A 21,812-nucleotide genomic window follows, 5' to 3' on the forward strand; every position below is an offset into this window, starting at 1 on the left:
CGGTCTAGTATTTATAAACTAGCATGAAGCCATTATCGTTACCATTTTACGTTTTGCGTCGTTAAAAGGACAAATTATGTCATCGATGAATCCACTGCAGACGTCTCGCGAGTCTGGCCGTCACTCTCTGCTGGTGGCACTTGGTCTGTTCTTTTTATTACTGGTTGTGCTGCTATGGAGTGCCGGTAACGGTCAGGCGCAATCGGCGGTTGCCGACGCCATACCTGAGACGGTGGTAACGGATGTCGTGCATATCCAGTCAGGGTTTGAGGTACCAGTTCGTTTACACGGGCTGGTGGAGTCTGCCCAGAGCACCGACGTGGGCTTTGATGTGGGCGGTATTTTGTCGTCACTTACGGTTGATGAGGGGGATAGTGTCACTCGAGGACAGGTGCTGGCGCGGCTTAACACAGACCGGCTGCAGGCACAGACACAGGAGCTCAATGCAGCGCTTGCACGTGCCGAGGCAAATGCAGAGCTGGCAAGAATCAGTAAAGACAGGGTGGATGAGCTGGCTGACAGGAAACTTGAATCAGGCCAGCGCCGGGACGAAGTCCGGGCGCAGCTGGACGCGGCCAATGCACAGGTAAGGGAAATACAGGCGGCCATTGCGCGTGTAGCCGTCGAGACTGATAAGTCAGTACTTACTGCGCCTTTTAGCGGTACAATAGCAAGACGCTATGTAGACGAAGGTGCGACAATGACACCACCGGCGGCGGTATTTCGGGTCACCAATAATCAGCAGTTACAGGTACGCTTTGCTGTACCCGCAGATGACATTGCCTATTTTGACGAGGACCAGCGTCTGGAGGTGCAGGTTGGCGGGCGTGCCTATACCGGACGCGTATTGCGCAAATTACCGCTGCGCAGCACGCAGACCCGAACTGTGGATTTGCTGGTGACGTTTGTCTCGTCCCCCGCGCTGTTTCCGGGAGATATGGCGACCATTACGGTGACGCGTGACCGGCCCGAACAAGGAGCCTGGTTGCCGGTGTCAGCGCTAAGTAACGGCTTGCGCGGTCTGTGGACTGTGTTTGTGGTCAATGATGACCCAGCCAATGCGCAAAAAGCAAAGATCAGTGCCCGCAGTGTTGAGATTCTCTATACCGATGGTCAGCGCGCCTTTGTGCGCGGTGCGCTGCAAGATAATGAGCAGTATGTTACCGGTGGCACGCACAAACTGAGTCCCGGTCAGTTAGTCAGTACGACACAACGTGAATCACAGCCAGAGGCGCTCCAGTGATGCGTGCCAGCGAACACAACTATCCGTGGTATACCGCGTTTTTCCGTCACGGCCATCTACTGGCTTTAAGCATCATAATTGTTCTGGTAGCCGGTCTGTCGGCGCTTGGGACCTTGCCGCGACTGGAAGATCCACGTATTGATACCCGCAATGCGCTGGTTATTACTGCGTATCCTGGCGCATCAGCGCAGCGGGTAGAGGCGCTGGTCAGCGATGTACTGGAAGACCGGTTGCGCGAAATTTATGAGATAAAAGAGATTCGCTCAACATCCCGGGCGGGCATTTCAATGCTGAGTATTGAAATGCAGGATTGGGTAGATAACAGCAATAACGAGCAGTTATTCAGTGAAATTCGTGACACCATTGGCGCAGCGGCAAACAGCTTTCCTGACGGGGTGGCGGCGCCGGTATTTGACGAAAAACGCGGTGCCACTGCATTTACATTGCTGCTTGGTGTTAAGCCGGTGGTATCCGAAAATACCAGTTTGTCGATGACCGGGCGGTTGGCCACGGAGCTGGCGGACCGCCTGAGAAATGTGGCAGGCACCGAGCTGGTCAGACTGTACGGTGAGCCTGATGAGGAAATTATTGTCGCGGTCTCACCAACGCGTCTGGCGGCCACCGGTTTATCGCTCAGCGAGGTGAGTCGTCAGATCCGGGCTGCCGACCCGAAATTGCCCGCCGGCAGTCTGCATACCGATGCCAGCACCTTGCGTTTTACCCTTAACGATACCCTTGATGGCGTCGCCATGCTCAGCGCTATCCCGCTTCGCAATGCGGACGGGCGGTATTTACGGGTGGATGATATTGCGGATGTTTATCGTGGCTGGCAGCAACCCGTTGCCGACATTGGCCTGGTTGACGGTGAGCAGGTCGTATTTGTTGCCGCGCGAATGCAAACCACGGTCAGGGCTGACCGCTGGACCGCAGCAGCGATTAAGGCAGTTGAAGCGTTCAACGATGAGTTTGACGGCAGCGTCAGTGCTGATGTGGTGTTTCAGCAAAATGACTATACGGAAGCCCGGCTAAGTGAGCTGAGTGGCAATCTGTTACTCGGCAGCACTGTAGTGATGCTGGTGATTTTACTGTTTATGGGGTTGCGGGCTGCCTGGATTGTGGGTCTGGCGCTACCGCTTTGTGCGGCGTTTGCGTTATTTTCACTGAGCTTTTTTGGCGAGCAAATTCATCAGATGTCGATATTCGGCATGATCATCGCCATCGGCTTGCTGATTGATAATGCCATAGTCATCACCGATGAAATCCGTATTAATTTACAAAATTCGTCACTGACCCGGGTTGGGGCGATGTCAAAAAGTGTCTCGCACCTGTTTGTACCGCTGCTGTCATCTACCCTGACCACGATTCTTGGCTTTATGCCCATCTTTTTGCTGAACGGCAATATTGGTGACTTTATTGGCCCTATTGCCATCAGCGTGGTGATGGCGCTAATTGGCTCACTGTTTATCTCGCTGACAATAATTGCTGCGCTGGCCGCGCGTTTTTTACCGCGACATGGAGAGACGCAGGCCCGCTGGTGGCGACAGGGCCTGCAGACACCGAACTTAAGTCAGGCGTTCCGCCGTCAGCTGGGAGGCTGGATCAAGCGTCCACTGCTCGTGCTGCCACTGGTATTTATTTTTTGCAGCAGCGGTTTCATGCTGTCGGGTCAGTTACCCAATGTTTTCTTTCCCAGTGCCGACCGTAACCAGTTTGAGCTGTATTTGTGGACCAAAGAAGGCAGCAATATTTCGCAAACCCAGAATTATGCCCGGCAGGTTGGCACGGTGATCCGTGAACAGCCAGGCGTTGCGCAGGTCAGCTGGCTGGTCGGTGGCTCAGCGCCTTCTGTGTACTACAACCAGGTGATGTTGCGTGACAATGCGCCTAATTTTGCTAACGCCGTAATTACCACTGAGACCGTGAAACAGGCATCGGATTTGATTGATGATCTGCAGCAGACCCTTAGCCAGCAGTTTCCGGATACGCAGATCATTGTAAGGGCTTTCGGTCAGGGGCCGCCTATTGCTGCGCCCGTAGAAGTCGAAATCATAGGGCCTGACCTTGCCACACTGAATCAGCTGGGACAGCAGGTAAGGCAGGTAATGTCCACGGTGCCCGGCATCAGTCAGTCAACGGCAAGTATTACTATGGGCGAGCCGGAGCTTAGCGTTAACGCTGACAGTGATACGGTGTCGTATCTGGGGCTGACGCTGTCCGACCTGGCCAACCAGTTGCAGGTGAATTTTAGCGGTATGCTTGGCGGGTCGGTACTGGAAAGCACCGAAGAGATCCCGGTGCGGGTGCGCTTCGGTGATGAGGCGCGCGGCGACCTCGGGCAAGTAGGCAGTGCACCGCTTACCTCACCGGCCCTCAACCAGCAAACACCCTGGGTGGCCTTAAATGCGGTGTCAGATATTGCCCTTGTGCCCAGCATTAGCGGTATTACCCGTCTTTCAGGTGAGCGTTTAAACCGGGTTCAGGCGTTTCTCTATCCGGGGGTACCTGCCGTGGACGCAAGTAACCTGCTGCGGGAGAAACTCGCCGCAGAGCTAAGCTTGCCTGACGGGTATCGTCTGCACCTGGCCGGCGATGCCGATGAGCAGCAGCAGGCACTTGGTCAGCTCGCTACCTACGCCCCCGTGTTACTGGTGTTAATGATCACCACACTTATTCTTACATTTTTAAGCCTGCGTATGGCAGCGGTGATTATTCTGGTCGCTGGCTTATCGGTTGGTTTGGGCATGTTTAGTCTGTGGATCTCGGGTCTGCCGCTGGGCTTTAATCCGTTACTTGGCAGTGCAGGTCTGATTGGCGTTGCGATTAACGGCTCAATCGTAGTGATCGCCGCTATTTGTGCAAACCCGGACGCCCGCAAGGGCGATACCCGCAGTATTGTTCAGGAAACCATGGGCTGTAGCCGACATATCCTGTCTACTACCTTTACTACCGTAGGCGGGCTGATACCATTGCTTTTGTTTAGTGAAGGGACATTCTGGCCACCGCTGGCCGTGGTACTTGCCGGTGGTGTAGGATTCTCCGTGATTTTATCGCTGGTCTTCACGCCAACACTGGTAGCGCTTTTTATGCGCCGCGCACATGCCGCTGGCACTGACGATGAACGCCGAACTGCGTTAAACTAACCATCAGGGGTCAACGTATAACCAATTATGCGATCGACTAATTCTGAAACCAGAGCGGCCAAACCACGTTTTCGCTGGTGGCATAGTGACTGCGCCGTGTGCAGGCGCTGGCGGCTATATGTTATTTGGGCGCTGCTTATGCTGGTGGTGTATTTGTATGTCTTCTGACGCGTCTCAACCTATTCTTATTCGTGCAACGTCCAAACGCAACGGGATCACCAGTGTTATCATCGGTTTGGCTGGTGTACTGCTTTCCATGCTGTGGTTTGCACTTACACCGGACTGGCTGTTTCTGGCCGGAGTGTTCTTAACCAGTGCGTCCATTGTGGCCTTGCTGATTGGGTATTTTAAACTGCGCGAGCCCGAACACAGCATCGAAATATCGCCCGACGTCATCCATTATCAGCACCGGCTGGGGAACTGGATGATCGACTGGGAAAATGTGCAACGGGTAGATTGTCCGCGCGTACGCCATGGTATCGAGCATGTTGACCTGGAAACCATCGGTATTCGCATCAAAGAGTATGGGCCGTTTTTGAAAAGTGTATCACCGAGGCTGGCCACACACCTGTTAATGGAACAGCGCCCGCTGCTTTTTCAGAACAAAGATGAAAACTGTCCCTCTGGCAGCTGTTACGAGCAGTCAATGTTCGACGATAAACACTTTACCCTGCCTGATGGTGAGGTATTCACCGGTATAAAAGCAATGCTCGCCAACCGCATGATGCAGTTGCGCGAGCGCCTTGGCTTTGATGTGTATGTCTCTGCCTCAGAGCTTGATCGTACACCCGGCGAGTTTGTCAGTCTGCTGCGTGACTGTCAGCAGGCGCGTATTCAGAGTACCGTTAAATCAGGTACCTGACGATTGGTGCTTGTCCAGGTAGCCCTGGCCTTCGGCAAGAATAATCTCAGCCTCAAGAATAAGCGCTGGCATATGTTCGGCCACCAGAAAGTGCTGACCGAGTTTTAGCGCTGATTCCAGGTCTCTGGCCAGATCCTGTAGTTTGGGTACTCCGGTATAGCAACAGGCACCATGCAACCGGTGGATTTCTGACTTCAGCGTATCGTAGTTGCGCTTATCCCACTGTTGTCTGATGTTTTCTATTGAGCCGGGCAGCAATGTCAAAAAGTCATTTAGCAATTCTTCGGTGGCGGCTTGGTTGTGGTTGGTACGCTGCATCGCAAGCTGCCAGTCAAGGGTGGGTAACGCCATCTTGACCGGCTCAATGTTCTGACACCAGCGCCGGACAAGATCGAGCAGATTGGCAAGATCAATCGGTTTGGGCAGGTAATCGTCCATGCCCGATGCCAGCAGTCTCTCCTGCTCTTCCTTAAAGGCATGTGCAGTGACAGCGATAATTGGCGTACCCATATTCAGCGGTGTCTGACGGATCCCCCGCGAAGCCTGCAGACCATCCATCCCCGGCATCTGAACATCCATTAATATCAGATCAAACTCAGCTGTCTGGCAGCGGTTAACGGCATCCTGGCCACTCATGGATGTCGTGAGCATAACGGGTGAGTTGTCCAGCCAGGTATGCAACAGCTTGAGGTTCATATCCATGTCATCCACTGCCAGGATGCGCGCTTTTGGCAGGCTGTCGAGCTTGTCCTGCATGGGATTACGGTTAACCTTTTCGCGCTGATGAACGATGCTGTCCAGCTTGGAAATGGTCAGTGGCATGCGTAGCTGACTGATAAAGTGATTCTGCAGGCTGGGGTACTGTGAGAAAGGCTCAGGGCCGGAGTAGCAGAGTATTCGCTTTTGCGCCGGGATTTCGACCAGCTCTGCCAGTAACGCGTCGCGCTGCGCAATTTTGCTTACTGGTACCGTTGCCAGTAAATAATCTGACGTGACATTAAGCCGTCGTAAAAACTCGACGGATTCCACAGCATAGACATCGGCGCCCATACAGGCCAGTAAGTGAGCACTGGCGCGACGTGTATCGGGGACTGGATCAAATACGACGACTTTTTTGCCTTGCCAGTCTTCATTCGGTGTGAGCGCAAATTTCTGGCTGAGCTGATTGGTTTTTAAGGTGACGGTAAAGGTACTGCCTACATTCGGCACACTTTTCAGCGTGATATTCCCTCGCATCAGGCGCACCAGCTCGCGGCAGATAACCAGGCCCAGTCCGGTGCCCTGATAACTGCGGTTTATCGCATCCTCAACCTGCGAAAACGCATTGAACAGTTTCTTTTTATCTTTACGGCTGATGCCAATCCCAGAGTCTTCAACCTTAAATTCCAGTTCGTGGATGCCGTGCGCCAGAGGTTTGGCCCGTGCGCTTAGCGTAACCATGCCGCTGGACGTAAATTTTATAGCATTACTGAGCAGGTTATTGAGAATTTGCTTGATGCGAAATACATCGCCAATCAGCTTCTCAGGCAGCGGGCCCAATTCAAATACAAATTCCAGTCGCTTGGTATGGGCGGATTTAGACATAATAGTGACCATTTCTTCCAGCAACTGGTTAGGCGAAAAAGGCTGGTTGTTAATGGTCAGTTTGCCTGCCTCAATTTTAGAAAAGTCGAGCACATCGTTAACGATACTGAGCAGGTTGTCAGCGGCCGTATTGATAATGCGTACCTGTTCCTGCTGGTCTGATGGCAGCGCGGCTTGTGTCAGTTCACGACTGAACCCCAAAATAGCATTAAGGGGGGTACGAATTTCATGGCTCATGTTGGCCAGGAACTGCGACTTGACATTGCTGGCTTTTATCGCATCTTTGCGGGCAATATCCAGCCGCGCGTTCTGTTCCTCGATCAGCTCCATGTTATTGCGCAAATCATTGGTGGCTTGCTCCACCTCACTTTCAAGCTGACTGCGACTCTTTTCCATTAGCGCCAGTGAAAACAGACCTGACTCTAAAAACACGCCGACCTGAAAACAGTAAGTAGTAAAGTCGTTAGACGGCAGAATTCCCACCAGGCTGAGCATCCCGACGATGGCGCCGGTGGCCAGCATGGTCCAGGCAAAAATAAAATAACGGGCAGGCTGAAAACGTTTATAAAAGGCTTCAAATCCGGCAAAAATATAACTGCATATGGCCAGCATACCGATCCCGTAGACCAGATTGTTTTTCCAGATATGCGGGAGCAGGTCAGGCAGGCATATCAGGCCTATAAGGGCCTGTGTTATTAGTAAAAATTTGACGAACGGGTGCGCAAAACTGGCATTTTTGCGGGTTTCCAGAAACGTCAGAGTGAAAATACCGGAGCTTATTCCAATCAACACGAAAATAAGCTCGGTATGGCTGATAAGCCAGTCTGGTAGTTGCCCGGAGGTAAAGAGGTGCACGTGTCCGCCCCATACCAGTTGCCATAACACTACCGCACTAAGATAACCCACATACGCCAGCAGACTGGGCTCACGCACTTCAAAGTAGAGCACCAGATTGTAAATCGCCAGAATAATCAGGCCACCGTAAAAGAGCCCCCACAGCAAACTGTCGATCTGAAACCCGACGTTGTGCAGCTTGCGCGGTTCAACCTGAAGGGGGACGATCAGGCTGGAGGACTCGCTCTCAACCCGCATATACAGTTCTACGGCTTCAGCGTACGGCAGATTGACACCAAACGTCGGCATGCGAAAAGTCTGGTCCGGCTGTGCCTTACCCTGGTGACTGAATGCTTTCACCTCGCCGTTCTGTACCAGATAAAAATCGACTTTATCAAGCTGGCTGAAGTTAACTGAGAACACCCATTCCCGCAGGTTACTCACATTGCTTATGGAAACCTGTAGCCACATGCCGCGATCATGAAAGCCAAAATTTGGGTTACCGTCGACATAGCGCTGAAACTCACCCCGGCGACGGATGATGTCATCAATAGTTAGCGGCGTTGTGGATTCATACAGATACGACAACGAGTCAGCCAGTTCCAGTTCGGCCTCTTCATCGAATAACTGTACAGTCTGCTGGGCATTGGCATGCGTGCAGATTGCCAGCAACATCAACAATATAAAGAAGGGGAAGTACGTTCTCACAGTGTGCGTTATTATTCTGATCTTAATGGTCATTAAACCATTACTGCTAGCTTTGTACAAAGGCGGTGACAACTTTTGGCTCAGGCATGCCGCCTTTTGGCGTATTGCACTGCCATGGGCTTTAGCCCACAATAGCTTTAGAAAGGTGTAACTGTGGCATCAGGCCTGTAAACATTTATTACCTTGCTGAGTTCGTTGCGCAGAGTCCCGGATGGTGGCCGCTTTGCAAAGCGCTGTAGTCACTAAAATAAAAAACTGAACAAATTGCATGAGCGATCAGATTACGATTAATCAAGACGGCATAGAACAACTGCCGCTCAGGACCTTCACCGAAGATGCGTACCTGAATTATTCCATGTATGTGATTATGGATCGGGCACTGCCGCATATTGCTGATGGCCTCAAGCCGGTCCAGCGTCGCATTATTTATGCGATGTCAGATCTTGGCCTGAGTAATAATGCCAAGTATAAAAAGTCCGCGCGCACCGTGGGCGACGTGCTGGGTAAGTTCCATCCTCATGGCGACTCAGCCTGCTACGAAGCCATGGTGCTAATGGCACAGCCCTTTACTTACCGGTATCCACTGGTCGATGGCCAGGGCAACTGGGGCGCACCGGATGATCCCAAGTCATTCGCGGCAATGCGTTATACCGAAGCCCGTTTATCGCGCTTTAGTGAGGTATTACTCAGCGAACTGGGACAAGGTACGGTTGACTGGGTACCTAATTTTGACGGCACCCTGAAAGAACCCAGCATGTTGCCGGCACGTCTGCCGCATATTCTGCTAAATGGCGTAACGGGAATTGCGGTCGGTATGGCCACCGATATTCCGCCCCATAATGCGCGTGAAACCGCCAACGCCTGCGCCCTGTTACTGGACAACAGCCGCGCGACGTTAGAAGACGTCATGGACATTGTGCAGGCGCCGGATTATCCCACCGATGCGGAGATTATTACGCCGCGTGCGGATATCCGGAAAATTTACGAAACCGGTCGCGGTAGTATAAAAATGCGTGCCATATTCCGGGAAGAAGCCGGTGACATCGTCATCACAGCCTTGCCTCATCAGGCATCGGGCGCGAAAATTCTTGAGCAGATTGCCGCACAGATGCAGGCCAAAAAGCTACCGATGGTCAGCGATCTGCGCGACGACTCTGATCATGAGAACCCCACCCGTCTTATCATAACGCCGCGCTCAAACCGGGTAGATACGGCGCAACTGATGCAGCATCTGTTCGCCACTACCGATTTGGAGAAAAACTATCGGGTAAATCTGAACATGATAGGCCTGGACGGACGTCCACAGGTTAAAGATTTACGCACGATCTTGTCTGAGTGGCTAAGCTACCGTAAAGACGTGGTGACCCGCCGGCTTCAGTACCGGCTGGATAAGGTACTGGCACGGCTGCATATTCTGGAAGGTCTGTTGGTCGCCTTTCTGAATATCGATGAAGTCATAGAAATTATCCGTACCTTTGATGAGCCGAAGCCCGAGCTGATGTCGCGCTTCGGTCTGACTGACAAACAGGCAGAAGCGATCCTTGAGCTGAAGCTGCGCCATCTTGCCAAACTTGAAGAGATGAAAATTCGCGGTGAGCAGGAGGAACTGGAGCAGGAACGTGACAAACTGCAGACGCTGTTGGGTTCAGACCGCCGCCTGAAAACGCTGATCAAAAAAGAGATTCTGGAAGCTGCAGAGAAGTATGGTGATGACCGTCGCTCGCCGCTTGTTGAACGTGGTGAAGCCAAGGCGTTGTCGGAAAAAGAACTGGTACCGGCAGAGTCGGTAACGGTAGTGCTGTCAGAAAAAGGCTGGGCACGATGTGCCAAAGGCCACGACGTTGATGCGGCGGCGCTAAACTATAAGGCCGGTGATAATTACCTCTCCAGTGCGATAGGTAAGAGCAATCAGCCAGCAGTCTTTCTTGATACTTCGGGCCGCGCCTTTGCCTGTGATGCGCACAGTCTGCCATCAGCGCGCAGTCAGGGAGAGCCTATGACCGGGCGTTTCTCGATTGTGGCCGGAGAAACACTGGCCCACGTATTAATGGGGCGTGACGATGATCGGTATCTGATGGCCTCTGACGGCGGTTATGGCTTTGTCGGAGCGTTTGCAGGCATGGTCAGCAAAAACAAAGCCGGTAAAGCGTACCTCAGTGTGCCGACCGGGGCCAAGGTGCTTACTCCGCGGCGTGTGCACAATCCTGATACAGACTGGTGTCTGGCGATCTCTACCGAAGGCCGGATGCTGCTGTTTCCGATGCGCGATTTGCCAAGTTTAGGCAAAGGTAAGGGGAATAAAATTATTAATATTCCGTCTGCCAAAGCGCAGTCCCGGGAAGAATACGTAAAACTGGTTGATGTTGTGCCTGATGGTGCCGCAGTCAAAATTACCGCCGGTAAACGCAGCATGACGTTAAGTGCAGCGGATCTGGAGCACTACCGTGGCGAGCGCGGTCGCAGAGGGAATAAGCTGCCCCGGGGCCTGCAGCGGGTCGACAGCATTACTATTGAACAGGCTGCGCAGACGCCCACGTCTGATGACCTTAACCCCGGAGAACCGCAGGTTTAATCCACAATAAGGAAAACGCTGATGCTGGGTATTGTCTTTACGTCACTGGTGGAGATGCTTGAAGAAAAAGCCTCGCCGGAGTTCGCTGATGAAGTGATTAACGAAGCGCAGCTTGAAAATGACGGCGCCTTTACAGCGGTCGGTTATTATCCGTTTTCAGAAATGAAAAAGTTGCTGGACGTGCTGATGGAGAAAACCGGGAAGTCTGCTGACGAATTGCTGCATGAGTTTGGCGTGTATCTGTTTGGGCGTTTATCACAGAGCCATGGTCAGGTGCTGGCAGGCAAAGAAAGTCTGCTGGACATGCTGCAGTACCTGGATGGTGATATTCATGTACAGGTCAGAAAGCTCTACCCTGATGCAGATTTACCGCGATTTACGGTGAAATCACGCACTGATAAAGCCATGCGTATGCGCTATTACTCAGAGCGAGATTTATATGCTCTGGCTGAGGGGCTGCTGGATGGCGCGGCAGCGTTTTATAACTGCAATATCACACGGGAAACCATCAAAACCGGCGAGCCGCATACCTATGAGTTCAGCATACAGGTAACCGGATAACGCCGAATGTCCCCCAGATGAACGCGTGTGTAGGCCGACGGGTATAAAAAAAGGCTCCTGAATAAGGAGCCTTTTGGGTCAGATAAGCGGTCTGTTATTTAGCGTTTGTGCTCTCAAAGATCTTATCGGCCGAGGCCGCAACAAAGCCTTTGTACAGCTTGCCATCAGGCATTTCATAACGCTGTGCAAATTCATAGAAACAGCTTGGGATAGCTGTGGTTTCATCGCTGAAGCTGATCTCAGCACGGTCCGCCATGGTTGACGACTGTGCCAGGTACACATCTGGTCCGCCTTTGATTTCACCACCAGACGTATTAAGCACAAAACCGGCCTCTTTCAGCAAGCTGTTTACCTCTGCCAGCTCGTTGGTCTGGCCGAGGTAATTTACACTCACTGTAAAGTGGTTCGCACGAAAGCCCCATGCAGACATCCAGGCTGCATACTCTGACTCTTCCAGCAGAATATCGTACTCTTCTTTGCTGACTTCCCAGTGGCGACCTGAATACAGGAAGTTTTCCGCTGTGACGGCATCAGCATCCATTTGTGCAACCAGTTTATGAATAATTGCCTGAGACTGTTCTGTCAGTTCTTCCACCCGCAATTCACTGATAAAGACTTTCGGCTTGGTGTCGTCAGGATGCTCAAAGTGCTTGGCGGTCAGCTTTTTGGCTTCAAAGTCATAATCGCCTTTCTCTTCGTAGCCCAGGGCCAGGAAATGTGCCGCCAGTTTGTCCAGTGACGTCTTATCCAGATTAAAGGTACGAAACGCCACATGGTCATTGACGATTTCATCACTGCTTTCTTCACCCAGTAACAGCTTGTGTACCTTGTGGGCAGACGGCGTGATAGCAACGTAGTCGTCCCACAGGTGGTTAAACAGCGTATCAATATTGTTGTGCATGTAGGGTGTGTCCTTCTTCGCTTACATTGAAAGACCAGGGCTTAGCTTGCCTGGTAAGGTAACTTTATCCAGCTCTACTGATGCAACGGGGTACGCACAATAGTCAGCGGCGTAGTAGGCGCTGGCACGATGGTTACCACTATCACCAATACCACCAAATGGCGCGGCGCTGCTGGCACCGGTAATGGGACGGTTCCAGTTTACAATGCCTGCCCGGATGCGCTGGAAGAAGTAACGGTAGTCATCTTCATTATCACCCAAAAAGCCTGCCGACAGCCCGAAGCGGGTGTTGTTGGCCTCTGCAATTGCTGCGTCAAAGTCGCTGTAACGGATCACTTTCAACAGCGGGCCGAAGTGTTCTTCATCGGGCAGTGTGTCGAGCATGTCAGTTACGTCAATAATACCGGGTGTGACAAAGCCTTTGTCTTTGTCGGCCTGTTCAAGGCGCAACAGCACGTTGCCACCGGCATTTTCCAGTTCGCTTTGTGCGTCAACCATCATGCTGGCTGCTTTGGCTGAAATCATAGCGCCCATAAACGGCTGGTCTTCAGCGTCATATTCACCTACTTTAATGGCCTTGCTGACTTCAATCAGACGCGCCATGATCTTATCGCCTGTCTCGCCAGCTGGCAGGAACAGACGACGGGCACAGGTGCAACGCTGACCGGTGGTAATGAATGCCGAATGCACAATGTCGTGAACCACGGCATCGAGATCGTCCGCGTCCTTAACGATAAGCGGGTTGTTGCCCCCCATCTCCAGCGCCAGAATTTTACCCGGATGGCCGGCAAACTGCTCATGCAGGATTTGCCCTGTGCGAGAACTTCCTGTGAAGAACAGGCCGTCAATACCTGGGTGTGAAGCCAGTGCCTTGCCGGTCTCTACTTCGCCCTGAACCAGGTTAAGCACGCCTTTTGGCAGGCCAGCCTTTTCCCACAGCTTAACCATCTCTTCGGCGACCATCGGCGTCAGATCGCTGGGCTTGAAGATGACGGTATTACCCGCCAGCAGTGCAGGAATGATATGGCCGTTTGGCAGGTGACAGGGCAGATTGTAGGGACCGAAAACCGCGACCACGCCATGTGGCTTGTGTCGAATAAAGGCTTTACCTACCGGCACCTCGTTTTCAACCACGCCAGTACGTTCATTGTAGGCACGTTCAGAAATGCCAATTTTTCCCATCATGGCGCCGACTTCTGTGGCCGTTTCCCACTCAGGCTTACCCGTTTCACGGGCCAGCGCTTTGGTCATTTGATCTTTTGCTTCAGCCAGGACTTCGCCGTATACCTTGATAGCAGCAAGGCGTTGCTCGGCCGTTTTCGCTGCCCATTCGGGCGCTGCGGCACGCGCCGCGCTGACTGCTGCATCAACCTGTTGTGCGGTTGCGGATTTGCCTTGCCAGATCACGGCATTTTTGGCGGGATCGACAGAGGCGATGTCGTGGCCTTCACCCGCCACCCATTCACCGTTGATAAAATGTGTCATTTGCATGTGAGTTCCTGTCGTTAGTCTCTGAATTTAACCGGTGCGAATCGAACCGATTCCCCCTCACTGATATTCAGTGCTGCGGCGGCCTGGCGTGACAGCACAGCGACCTGCTGCTCTTCACTGACCGCCATTTCTGTTGCTACCGCTCTGAAATCTTCAATTGAGGTATTGATGATGTAGTGTCCCTGACCCTGCGCTGCAGTCTGATCGTCAATCACCACCGGCAGCTTGCGACTAGCGTGCGCCGTGCGGATATGACTCAGGTTTGCCTCTACCGTTGGGCCGGCATCGAAGATATCGACATAGCCACGACAGCTGAAACCCTCTTCCTGCAGTAACTGCAGAGCTGGTCTGGTCTTCTGATGGACCTGGCCGATTACTGCCTGCGCTTTTTCACTCAGCAGGTTCACGTAGATCGGGTATTTCGGCATCAGTTCGGCAATAAACACTTTATTGCCAATGCCTGTCAGATAGTCCGCCGTTGGGAAGTCCATGGAGAAAAAGTGTTCCTCCAGCCATTCCCAGAACGGTGAGCTGCCATCTTCGTTACTGACACCGCGCATCTCTGCGATCACGGTTTCAGAGAAACGTTCACGGTGCTCCATCATAAACAGGAAGCGCACTTTGGATAAAAAGCGCCCGTTGATGCCACCGCGTGCGGCTTCTCTTAAAAACAACGTGCAGATTTCTGTAACCCCGGTGTAGTCGTTACAGAACGTCAGAATTTCTACCGTATTGTGAATATCCAGCTCGCGGGACGCATGCACAACTTTACCAATATGATAGTGATAAAATGCATCGTCTAATCCCACCGCAGCTTCAATGCCACTGGTACCGACAACCTGACCGGTGGCGGTGTCTTCCATCACAAACAGGTATGACTCATCGCCAGGGCCGGTCACATTCTTTTTAGTAAACGACGCTTCGGCGCGGTTTATCTTCTTACGAAGTAACTCTTCGTTGACCGGCAACGACGTAAAGCCGATGCCGGATTCTTCTGCGATATCGTGCAATGACGCATAATCCGCAGCAGTGATTGGGCGAATAACATTCATAATCGCTTACTCGACAAGTTGGGGAGTGTTATGCGTTCGCTATTTTCGCAACAGCGCGTTCAAAGCGTGCCAGGCCTTCTTTAATGTCCTCATCGGGGATCACCAGTGACGGCGCAAAACGAATGACATTAGCACCGGCGACCAGACACATCAGGTTTTCTTCGGTGGCAGCAGCCATAAATTCTTTGGCACGACCCTCGTAATCGTCATTCAGGGCACAACCCAGCAGCATACCTTTGCCGCGAACTTCACTGAATACCTTGTACTTCGCGTTAATTTGTTCCAGATGCTCGCGGAACAGCGCTTCTTTGTTAAGTACGCCTTCCAGCACTTCCGGCGTGTTAACAATGTCCAGAACCCGCTCAGCGATGGCACAGGCCAGCGGATTACCGCCGTATGTACTGCCGTGTGTTCCCGGCTTAAGGTGCTGCGCAATGTCTGTGGTCGTCAGCATAGCGCCTACCGGGAAGCCGCCGCCCAGAGATTTCGCGGTGGTCAGGATGTCAGGAGTAACGCCCAGCCCCATGTACGCGTACAGGTGACCAGTACGGCCAACGCCTGACTGCACTTCATCAAAAATAAGCAGTGCGTTGTGCTTGTCGCACAGCTCACGTACGCCACGCACAAAGTCTGCATCAGGTGGAATAATGCCACCCTCGCCCTGCAGCGGTTCCATCATGACCGCACAGGTTTTATCAGAAATCATGGCTTCAAACGCTGCCAGGTCGTTGTAATCACAATGCTCAACCGCACCAGGCTTAGGACCAAAGCCATCAGAATAAGCTGCCTGGCCACCCACGGTTACGGTAAAGAAGGTACGACCATGGAAACCACGGTTAAAGGCGATGATCTGATTTTTTTGCTCGCCATGCTCGTCCAGTGCCCAGCGACGGGCCAGTTTAAGTGCTGCCTCATTGGCTTCTGCACCGGAGTTGGCGAAGTAAACACGATCAGCAAAGGTGGCGCTGGTCAGCTTCGATGCCAGGCGCATAGCAGGTTCATTGGTGAACACATTACTTAAGTGCCACAGCTTGCTGCCCTGCTCATTCAGCGCTTTTACCAGCTCCGGGTGACAATGCCCCAGCGCGTTAACAGCGATACCGCCAGCGAAATCGATGTATTCAGCACCGTCCTGATCCCAGACGCGCGATCCTTCTCCACGGACAGGAACCATCTTGGCCGGGTTGTAATTCGGGACCATTACGTCATCAAATGTAGAGCGGTCGACATTCATCTTTTTTACCTCTGGTTAGGCGCTGTTTTAACCTCTTGCGATACGCAAGCCAGCGCGGATTTGATTCAAAACTGCCCAACATTATGCCATTTTTACAACGCAATGTCTTGTCGATGTGTCGCCGCAGCCCTTTATATACGCGGTCTGTGGCATATTTTGCAGTTTTAGTGAATAACTATCTATTTACTGCTCAGATTGCATCGGAAGGTACCTGCTGACCCGTCGCTGAGTAACAGGAAAACCCTCACCACTGACAAAAAATAAATTGAGTGAATGATTATCCACAACAAATTTCAGGACGCTGAAGGGAATATGCGTGGCGTGGTTCAGGGCGGTCGCTGTTGTGCGTTTAACCGCTGAGTAAATCCTAACAATGCCCGGCAGAGGCACGGGCATATTCGCATCTTCCCTGAACGTCGGTTATTGGCACATTGGCAAGGACGTTGAGGCTATGGTTGACGAAAAGCGCTGGCGGCCTGCAGAAAGTTGTCCAGCAGGGCATGTCCATGAGCCGTCAATAATGACTCAGGGTGAAACTGAACACCCCACACAGGCAACGTTTTGTGCCGGATCGCCATGACTTCAGCGTCGCCGAATTTATCGGTATGCCAGGCATCAACTGCCAGGCAGTCGGGAATGCTGTCAGCGTCAAGCAGCAATGAATGATATCGGGTAGCGGTAAAGGGGGTTGGCAGTTCTGCAAACAAACCTTGCCTGCTGTGGGAAATGGCTGAGGTTTTACCGTGCAGAATTTCCTTCGCCCTGACCACGTTTGCACCAAAGGCCTGCCCAATGGCCTGATGGCCCAGACACACACCTAAAATAGGGATATTGCCGGCAAAGCGGGCAATAGCAGACAGGGTGATCCCTGCCTGGTCAGGCGCGCAGGGGCCGGGCGAGAAAACCAGGTACGCGGGATCACATGCCGCTATCTCATCCAGACTTATGGCATTATTGCGGACTACCTTCACATCCTGCCCTAACTCAATAAAATAGCGGGCAAGATTGTGTGTGAATGAGTCGACGTTGTCTATCAGTAACAGCACGGCTTAATCCTGCGCTGACGGCACGCTTATCACGGCCGAGCAACAAACCCCACAGCATCATACACGCTGCGCAATGTTTTGGCCGCCCGTTCTGAGGCGCGCTCGGCGCCAGCTTTCATTACGCTGTCGAGATACGCACGGTCGTCGCGCAGCGTGTGAAATTTTTGCTGAATAGGTTCAATCAGCGCGACCACGGCATCGGCAACATCGCCCTTAAGATGGCCGTACATTTTGTCTTCATATTCCGGCACCAGTGCATCAACAGATTTACCGGTTGCCAGTGACAGCAGGGTCAACAGATTGGAGACGCCTGGTTTTTCGTTGCGGTCAAAATAAATCCGTGCCTGCTCGTCAGAGTCTGTCACCGCACGTTTTATTTTCTTCGCCACCTTTTTCGGCTCCTCTAACAGGCCGATAAAGTTATTGGGGTTGGTATCCGATTTTGACATCTTTTTTTCCGGCTCCTGCAGACTCATAATGCGGGCGCCGAATTCGGGGATAAACGGATCCGGCAAATGAAATACATCGCCGTACAGGTTGTTCATGCGGGTGGCAATGTCGCGGGTCAGTTCCAGATGTCGCCTGATAAATCAGAATATCGGCTGCCTGCAGCACCGGATAGGCGTACAGTCCGACATTCACGTTGTTGGTATTATTGCCGGACTTATCTTTAAACTGCGTCATCCGGTTCAGTTCACCCATTTGCGCATAGCAGTTCAGGACCCAGGCCAGTTGGGCATGCTCGGGTACATGAGATTGAACAAATAAGGTGCTCTTGTCAGGGTCAATGCCACAGGCAAGATACAGGGCAAGGCCATTGAGACAGGCCTCGCGTAATTTCTCTGGCTGCTGCCGTACGGTAATCGCGTGCAGGTCAACCAGCATGTACAAGCAGTCGTGATCATCCTGCATGGAAACCCATTGCTTCAGCGCACCCATATAGTTACCAAGGGTGAGTTGTCCTGAAGGCTGACAGCCACTTAATACAACGGGTTTCTTGCTCATGTTATTTTACCTGTGAATTCACGTTAGTCGTTAAGGTTATGCCTGGTGAAGCGATGCCAGTTGCTGACGCATGGCAGTAATCACCTGCTGATAATTAGGTTGTCCGAAGATCGCAGAACCGGCCACGAACATATCTGCCCCCGCCTCAGCAACCTCGCGGATATTATCGACTTTTACACCGCCGTCAATCTCTATGCGGATATCGTAGCCCGATTGAAGGATACGCTGACGCACCTGACGGATCTTATCGATTGTTGACGGAATGAAAGACTGACCGCCAAAACCCGGGTTTACCGACATCAGCAGTATATGGTGCAGTTTGTCCATCACGTGATCGAGACAATTAAGTGGTGTTGCCGGGTTCAGGACCAGGCCCGGCTTACAGCCTGCGTCTATGATCAGCTGCAATGAGCGATCTATGTGGTCTGAGGCTTCCGGGTGAAAGCTAATGTAGGAGGCACCGGCCTTCGCGAAAGCATCAATCAAATCATCAACCGGCTTTACCATCAGGTGCACATCGATGGGCGCCGTAATGCCATAGTTACGCAATGACTCACATACCATAGGGCCGAACGTCAGGTTGGGCACAAAATGATTGTCCATGACATCAAAATGAATGATGTCGGCGCCAGCCTGCAAAACTGCATCAACTTCCTCGCCCAGCCTGGCAAAGTCGGCTGCCAGAATAGAGGGCGCAATCAAGTGTTTTCCCATGAAATTGTCCTTACGTTGCCTGGGCTGCCGCCGGGGCAGAATGGGTGGACACGCAGTGTACCGAAATCTCCCGCAGTTAAAAAGCACCGTTATCAGCCTTTGACTGCGCCAAAAAGGGGAAAGCGCCTGTTTTTGGTGCAACTTCACCGGGCGGTTAAAGGGCGAGCTGCGAAACCGGCGGCCGCAGAAAAATTAAAAGTGTTTGAAAAACAGCCAGATAAACGATTTTTGAAATTTTTTCACAATGTGGCAGAGGTGGGCATCAAGCTTGCGTATAGCTATTCACAAATAATAAGAACAGACAGAAAAACTTCACAAGAAACAACAAGTTTGAACAATTGGAGAACACACATGAAAAGCACGTTTAAGAAAGCCCTTGTGGCACTGGCGTTAGGTTCGTCTGGCCTGATGATAACTGCTCCTGCAAGTGCCGAATTATCGGCCAATGTCAGCGTGACCAATAACTATATCTGGCGTGGACTGACGCAGACGACTAACGAAGCCGCGGTACAGGGTGGTATTGATTACGCGCACGAGAGCGGTTTTTACGCCGGAACGTGGGCTTCTAATGTTCAGTATGGTGCAGACGATGTCTATTCCTATGAACATGATCTGTACTTTGGTTACAGTGGCTCTGCAGGTGACTTTACCTATGATGTCGGGTATCTGTACTACAACTATGACAAAGAAGCAGAGTTCGACTTCTCAGAAATCTATGGTTCGATTGGCTACATGAACTTTAGTGCGACTTTGTTCCTGCTGGCGGATACCGAAGCGGATGAAGGCCCCGGTCAGGACTTTGGTTTCGCCGAAGCGTCGTATATTTCACTGGATTATGCGATTCCGCTTGAAAGTGGTGTGGAAATTGGCCTGCATGTGGGTCACCACGAAGGCGACTTTGCAGAGGCGTTTAATGGTTTGACCGACAGCTACAATGACTGGGCGGTATCAGTAGCGAAAGATGGTTTTACCTTTGCTGTGACCGGCACCGATATGGACAGCGACATGCCAGCCGCAATGGGTGGCTACGACAACGACGAAATTAAGTTTGTCGTATCCTATGGCGTCGATTTCGACCTGTAACAGGGCGCGTAACACATAAACTAAACCACGTTCTTGCTGAGTCGTTGCCTGGCAAGACGTGGTTTTTTTAGGAATGCACAAAAGAACAGGCATTTTTTCTGATCCTGAATTGTATGCTTAGTACTTGTGGTCACGCGATTTTAGGTTATTATGTATGCCTAGTTTTTAACCGGCGGTGGAGACTCAGGATGAGAAAAAACATCAGGCTTTCAGTAGCGGGAGGCGTGATTGCAGCTGCGTTCATGGTTGTGACCGTACCGCAGACCACGTCGGAATGTCACTGGCAGGCACAAATGGATGTGCAAACCAGCACCTCAATTCAGATCCGCGATGAACAGCCGCAGTGTAACGGTGACGTGACAGGCGTAAGCTGGTATTCATGGCTGGCCGGTAAATCAGTTTCCTACCAATTTCATTTCCTGGATTTGCTGGAGTTGCTATATAGCAACGACGACAAACGGGGGCATTTTGGCGCCTCGGCGAATCAGTAACCAGCACGACTCATCACCCGGTATACTGGACGTCATCCGAAGCGTCCTTGCCAGTGCGTTTGGTGTGCAGAGTCAAAAAAATTACAAGCGAGACTTCACTCAGGTATCTGCTGTCAGATATGTTGTGGTGGGTGTGGTGTTCGTTATTCTGTTTGTCATTGGCCTGATGCTGCTGGTCAGCGCCATTATACCCGGGTAAGCGTCGCTTGCATCTTCTCAAGGCGTGCCAGTTGCCTATCGCGCTTTTGCTTTTTCCGCTGATTTAAAATGTGCTCACTGATCGGCGGAAAAAAGGCCAGGATCTCATCAACCGGCTGGCGCTTAGCACCGTTCTGACTAATCGACCGCTTCACCGACAGCATGCTGAAGTCTGCCCCCTTGTAGAGTGAGCGGGTGAGCGGCAGATCGTGGTTTGAAATGAGTACCGGAATACCACGCTGTCTCGCTGCCCGCCCTGCCAGTTCTGCCAGCTTTTCCTGAGCAGGCTGACCAAATCCTTTCGCCGCATAACTGGTAAACGCCGCAGTTTTACTGATGGGAGCGTAGGGCGGGTCGCAGTAGATAACGTTTCCGCGACGGGCCCGGCTGAAGACCTTTTCAAACGGCAGGCAGGTAAACGTGGCGCGCTGGGCTTTTTCTGCAAAGGTATACATTTCCTGTTCAGGAAAATAGGGGCGGCGGTAACGCCCAAACGGTACATTGAACCGCCCGCTAAGGCTGTAACGGCAAAGCCCGTTGTAGCCGTGACGATTAAGGTATACAAACAGCACCGCCCGGTAAAAGCTGTCGCTGGTTTGATTAAACTCTTCACGTAACGCGTAGTAGCGTGCCTCGTCATTGTTCGCTTCACAAAACAGTTTGCCGGTTTCGCTGATAACGGCATCAGGCTGCGCTTTTAGCAGTGAGTAGAGGCTAATCAGGTCGGGATTAATGTCATTGAGCAGGTAGCGTTTAAAGTGCGTGTTCAAAAATACCGAACCCGCGCCAACAAAAGGTTCGATGAGTTTGTTGGCCTGCGGAAGCCGCGCCTGGATTTGCTCTACTAAACTGTACTTGCCACCGGCCCACTTCAAAAAGGCCCGGTTTTTTTTCTGCATCATGCCTGTTTACTGTCCGTACAGAATGAAAGCGGCAAAGACCTTTGCTGGGCGGATTGTATTAATCCACAAGGGTGTGCTGTATCACGTATCACTGCGCGCTAAATTCGCTGATCTTAAACTCAAAGCTCGATTGTATCTGCCAAGGCCGATCGCGACAACCGCCAATAACGGCGTTAGGGAAGAATGCCGGA

General features: G+C 52.0%; 16 protein-coding genes and 1 pseudogene. 8 read left to right on the forward strand and 9 right to left on the reverse strand.

Features of this window, described 5'->3' with window-relative positions; genetic code table 11:
• Positions 1 to 76 precede the first annotated feature (76 nt).
• From IE054_RS04655 to IE054_RS04665, 3 genes are all read left to right on the forward strand, one after another.
• Entirely contained in the window at positions 77 to 1,243 is a 1,167-nt protein-coding gene (locus tag IE054_RS04655; RefSeq protein WP_189403921.1) for an efflux RND transporter periplasmic adaptor subunit, read from the forward strand.
• Complete coding sequence (locus tag IE054_RS04660) at positions 1,243 to 4,383, forward strand: efflux RND transporter permease subunit (protein WP_189403922.1); 3,141 nt, start codon at positions 1,243 to 1,245, stop codon at positions 4,381 to 4,383. The genes IE054_RS04655 and IE054_RS04660 overlap by 1 nt, the downstream gene beginning before the upstream one ends.
• A gap of 157 nt (positions 4,384 to 4,540) precedes the next feature.
• Positions 4,541 to 5,245, forward strand: coding sequence for a DUF2982 domain-containing protein (locus IE054_RS04665; protein ID WP_189403923.1), 705 nt, complete (start codon positions 4,541 to 4,543; stop codon positions 5,243 to 5,245).
• On the opposite strand, the gene IE054_RS04670 is transcribed toward IE054_RS04665, so the two are convergent.
• Positions 5,234 to 8,371: a hybrid sensor histidine kinase/response regulator gene (locus IE054_RS04670; RefSeq protein ID WP_373293828.1), complete on the reverse strand. Its 3,138-nt coding sequence runs from the start codon at positions 8,369 to 8,371 to the stop codon at positions 5,234 to 5,236. The genes IE054_RS04665 and IE054_RS04670 overlap by 12 nt on opposite strands.
• Before the next feature lie 268 nt (positions 8,372 to 8,639).
• Between IE054_RS04670 and parC the strand changes: the two genes are divergently transcribed.
• Together parC and IE054_RS04680 are read left to right on the forward strand one after the other, a co-directional pair.
• A complete protein-coding gene (gene parC / locus IE054_RS04675) occupies positions 8,640 to 10,943 on the forward strand; it encodes a DNA topoisomerase IV subunit A (protein WP_189403925.1) in 2,304 nt (767 codons plus the stop codon).
• 21 nt (positions 10,944 to 10,964) lie between these two features.
• Positions 10,965 to 11,504, forward strand: a complete 540-nt coding sequence (locus IE054_RS04680) for a heme NO-binding domain-containing protein (protein ID WP_189403926.1) — start codon at positions 10,965 to 10,967, stop codon at positions 11,502 to 11,504.
• Positions 11,505 to 11,598: 94 nt separating this feature from the next.
• Here the strand turns inward: IE054_RS04680 and IE054_RS04685 are convergent, their stop codons facing one another.
• The 7 genes and pseudogenes from IE054_RS04685 to rpe form a co-directional block, all read right to left on the reverse strand.
• The gene (locus IE054_RS04685; RefSeq protein ID WP_189403927.1) at positions 11,599 to 12,405 is read right to left on the reverse strand and encodes a DUF1338 domain-containing protein; all 807 of its coding nucleotides are present in this window, start codon (positions 12,403 to 12,405) and stop codon (positions 11,599 to 11,601) included.
• A gap of 21 nt (positions 12,406 to 12,426) precedes the next feature.
• On the reverse strand, positions 12,427 to 13,896 hold the full coding sequence (gene astD / locus IE054_RS04690) for a succinylglutamate-semialdehyde dehydrogenase (protein ID WP_189403928.1): 1,470 nt from the start codon (positions 13,894 to 13,896) through the stop codon (positions 12,427 to 12,429).
• A gap of 14 nt (positions 13,897 to 13,910) precedes the next feature.
• On the reverse strand, positions 13,911 to 14,948 hold the full coding sequence (astA, locus tag IE054_RS04695; protein ID WP_189403929.1) for an arginine N-succinyltransferase: 1,038 nt from the start codon (positions 14,946 to 14,948) through the stop codon (positions 13,911 to 13,913).
• A gap of 28 nt (positions 14,949 to 14,976) precedes the next feature.
• On the reverse strand, positions 14,977 to 16,182 hold the full coding sequence (locus IE054_RS04700) for an aspartate aminotransferase family protein (RefSeq protein ID WP_189403930.1): 1,206 nt from the start codon (positions 16,180 to 16,182) through the stop codon (positions 14,977 to 14,979).
• Between the two features lie 449 nt (positions 16,183 to 16,631).
• On the reverse strand, positions 16,632 to 17,228 hold the full coding sequence (locus IE054_RS04705; RefSeq protein WP_189403931.1) for an anthranilate synthase component II: 597 nt from the start codon (positions 17,226 to 17,228) through the stop codon (positions 16,632 to 16,634).
• Positions 17,229 to 17,257: 29 nt separating this feature from the next.
• Positions 17,258 to 18,233 (reverse strand): annotated as a pseudogene (gene trpS, locus IE054_RS04710) (tryptophan--tRNA ligase).
• Positions 18,234 to 18,269: 36 nt separating this feature from the next.
• Complete coding sequence (rpe, locus tag IE054_RS04715) at positions 18,270 to 18,947, reverse strand: ribulose-phosphate 3-epimerase (protein ID WP_189403932.1); 678 nt, start codon at positions 18,945 to 18,947, stop codon at positions 18,270 to 18,272.
• Positions 18,948 to 19,298: 351 nt separating this feature from the next.
• On the opposite strand from rpe, the gene IE054_RS04720 reads away from it, so the two are divergent.
• The 3 genes from IE054_RS04720 (at position 19,299) to IE054_RS04730 (ending at position 20,720) form a co-directional block, all read left to right on the forward strand.
• Positions 19,299 to 20,030, forward strand: coding sequence for a TorF family putative porin (locus IE054_RS04720; RefSeq protein ID WP_189403933.1), 732 nt, complete (start codon positions 19,299 to 19,301; stop codon positions 20,028 to 20,030).
• A gap of 188 nt (positions 20,031 to 20,218) precedes the next feature.
• On the forward strand, positions 20,219 to 20,521 hold the full coding sequence (locus tag IE054_RS04725; protein ID WP_189403934.1) for a hypothetical protein: 303 nt from the start codon (positions 20,219 to 20,221) through the stop codon (positions 20,519 to 20,521).
• Positions 20,499 to 20,720 carry a DUF2970 domain-containing protein gene (locus tag IE054_RS04730; protein ID WP_229805007.1) on the forward strand — a complete coding sequence of 74 codons (222 nt, stop codon included), beginning with the start codon at positions 20,499 to 20,501 and terminating at the stop codon, positions 20,718 to 20,720. The genes IE054_RS04725 and IE054_RS04730 overlap by 23 nt, the downstream gene beginning before the upstream one ends.
• Here the strand turns inward: IE054_RS04730 and IE054_RS04735 are convergent.
• Positions 20,707 to 21,621, reverse strand: coding sequence for a Dam family site-specific DNA-(adenine-N6)-methyltransferase (locus IE054_RS04735; RefSeq protein WP_189403935.1), 915 nt, complete (start codon positions 21,619 to 21,621; stop codon positions 20,707 to 20,709). The genes IE054_RS04730 and IE054_RS04735 overlap by 14 nt on opposite strands.
• Positions 21,622 to 21,812: the final 191 nt, after the last annotated feature.

It is taken from the genome of Alteromonas halophila (assembly GCF_014651815.1).
Lineage (GTDB): Bacteria > Pseudomonadota > Gammaproteobacteria > Enterobacterales > Alteromonadaceae > Alteromonas > Alteromonas halophila.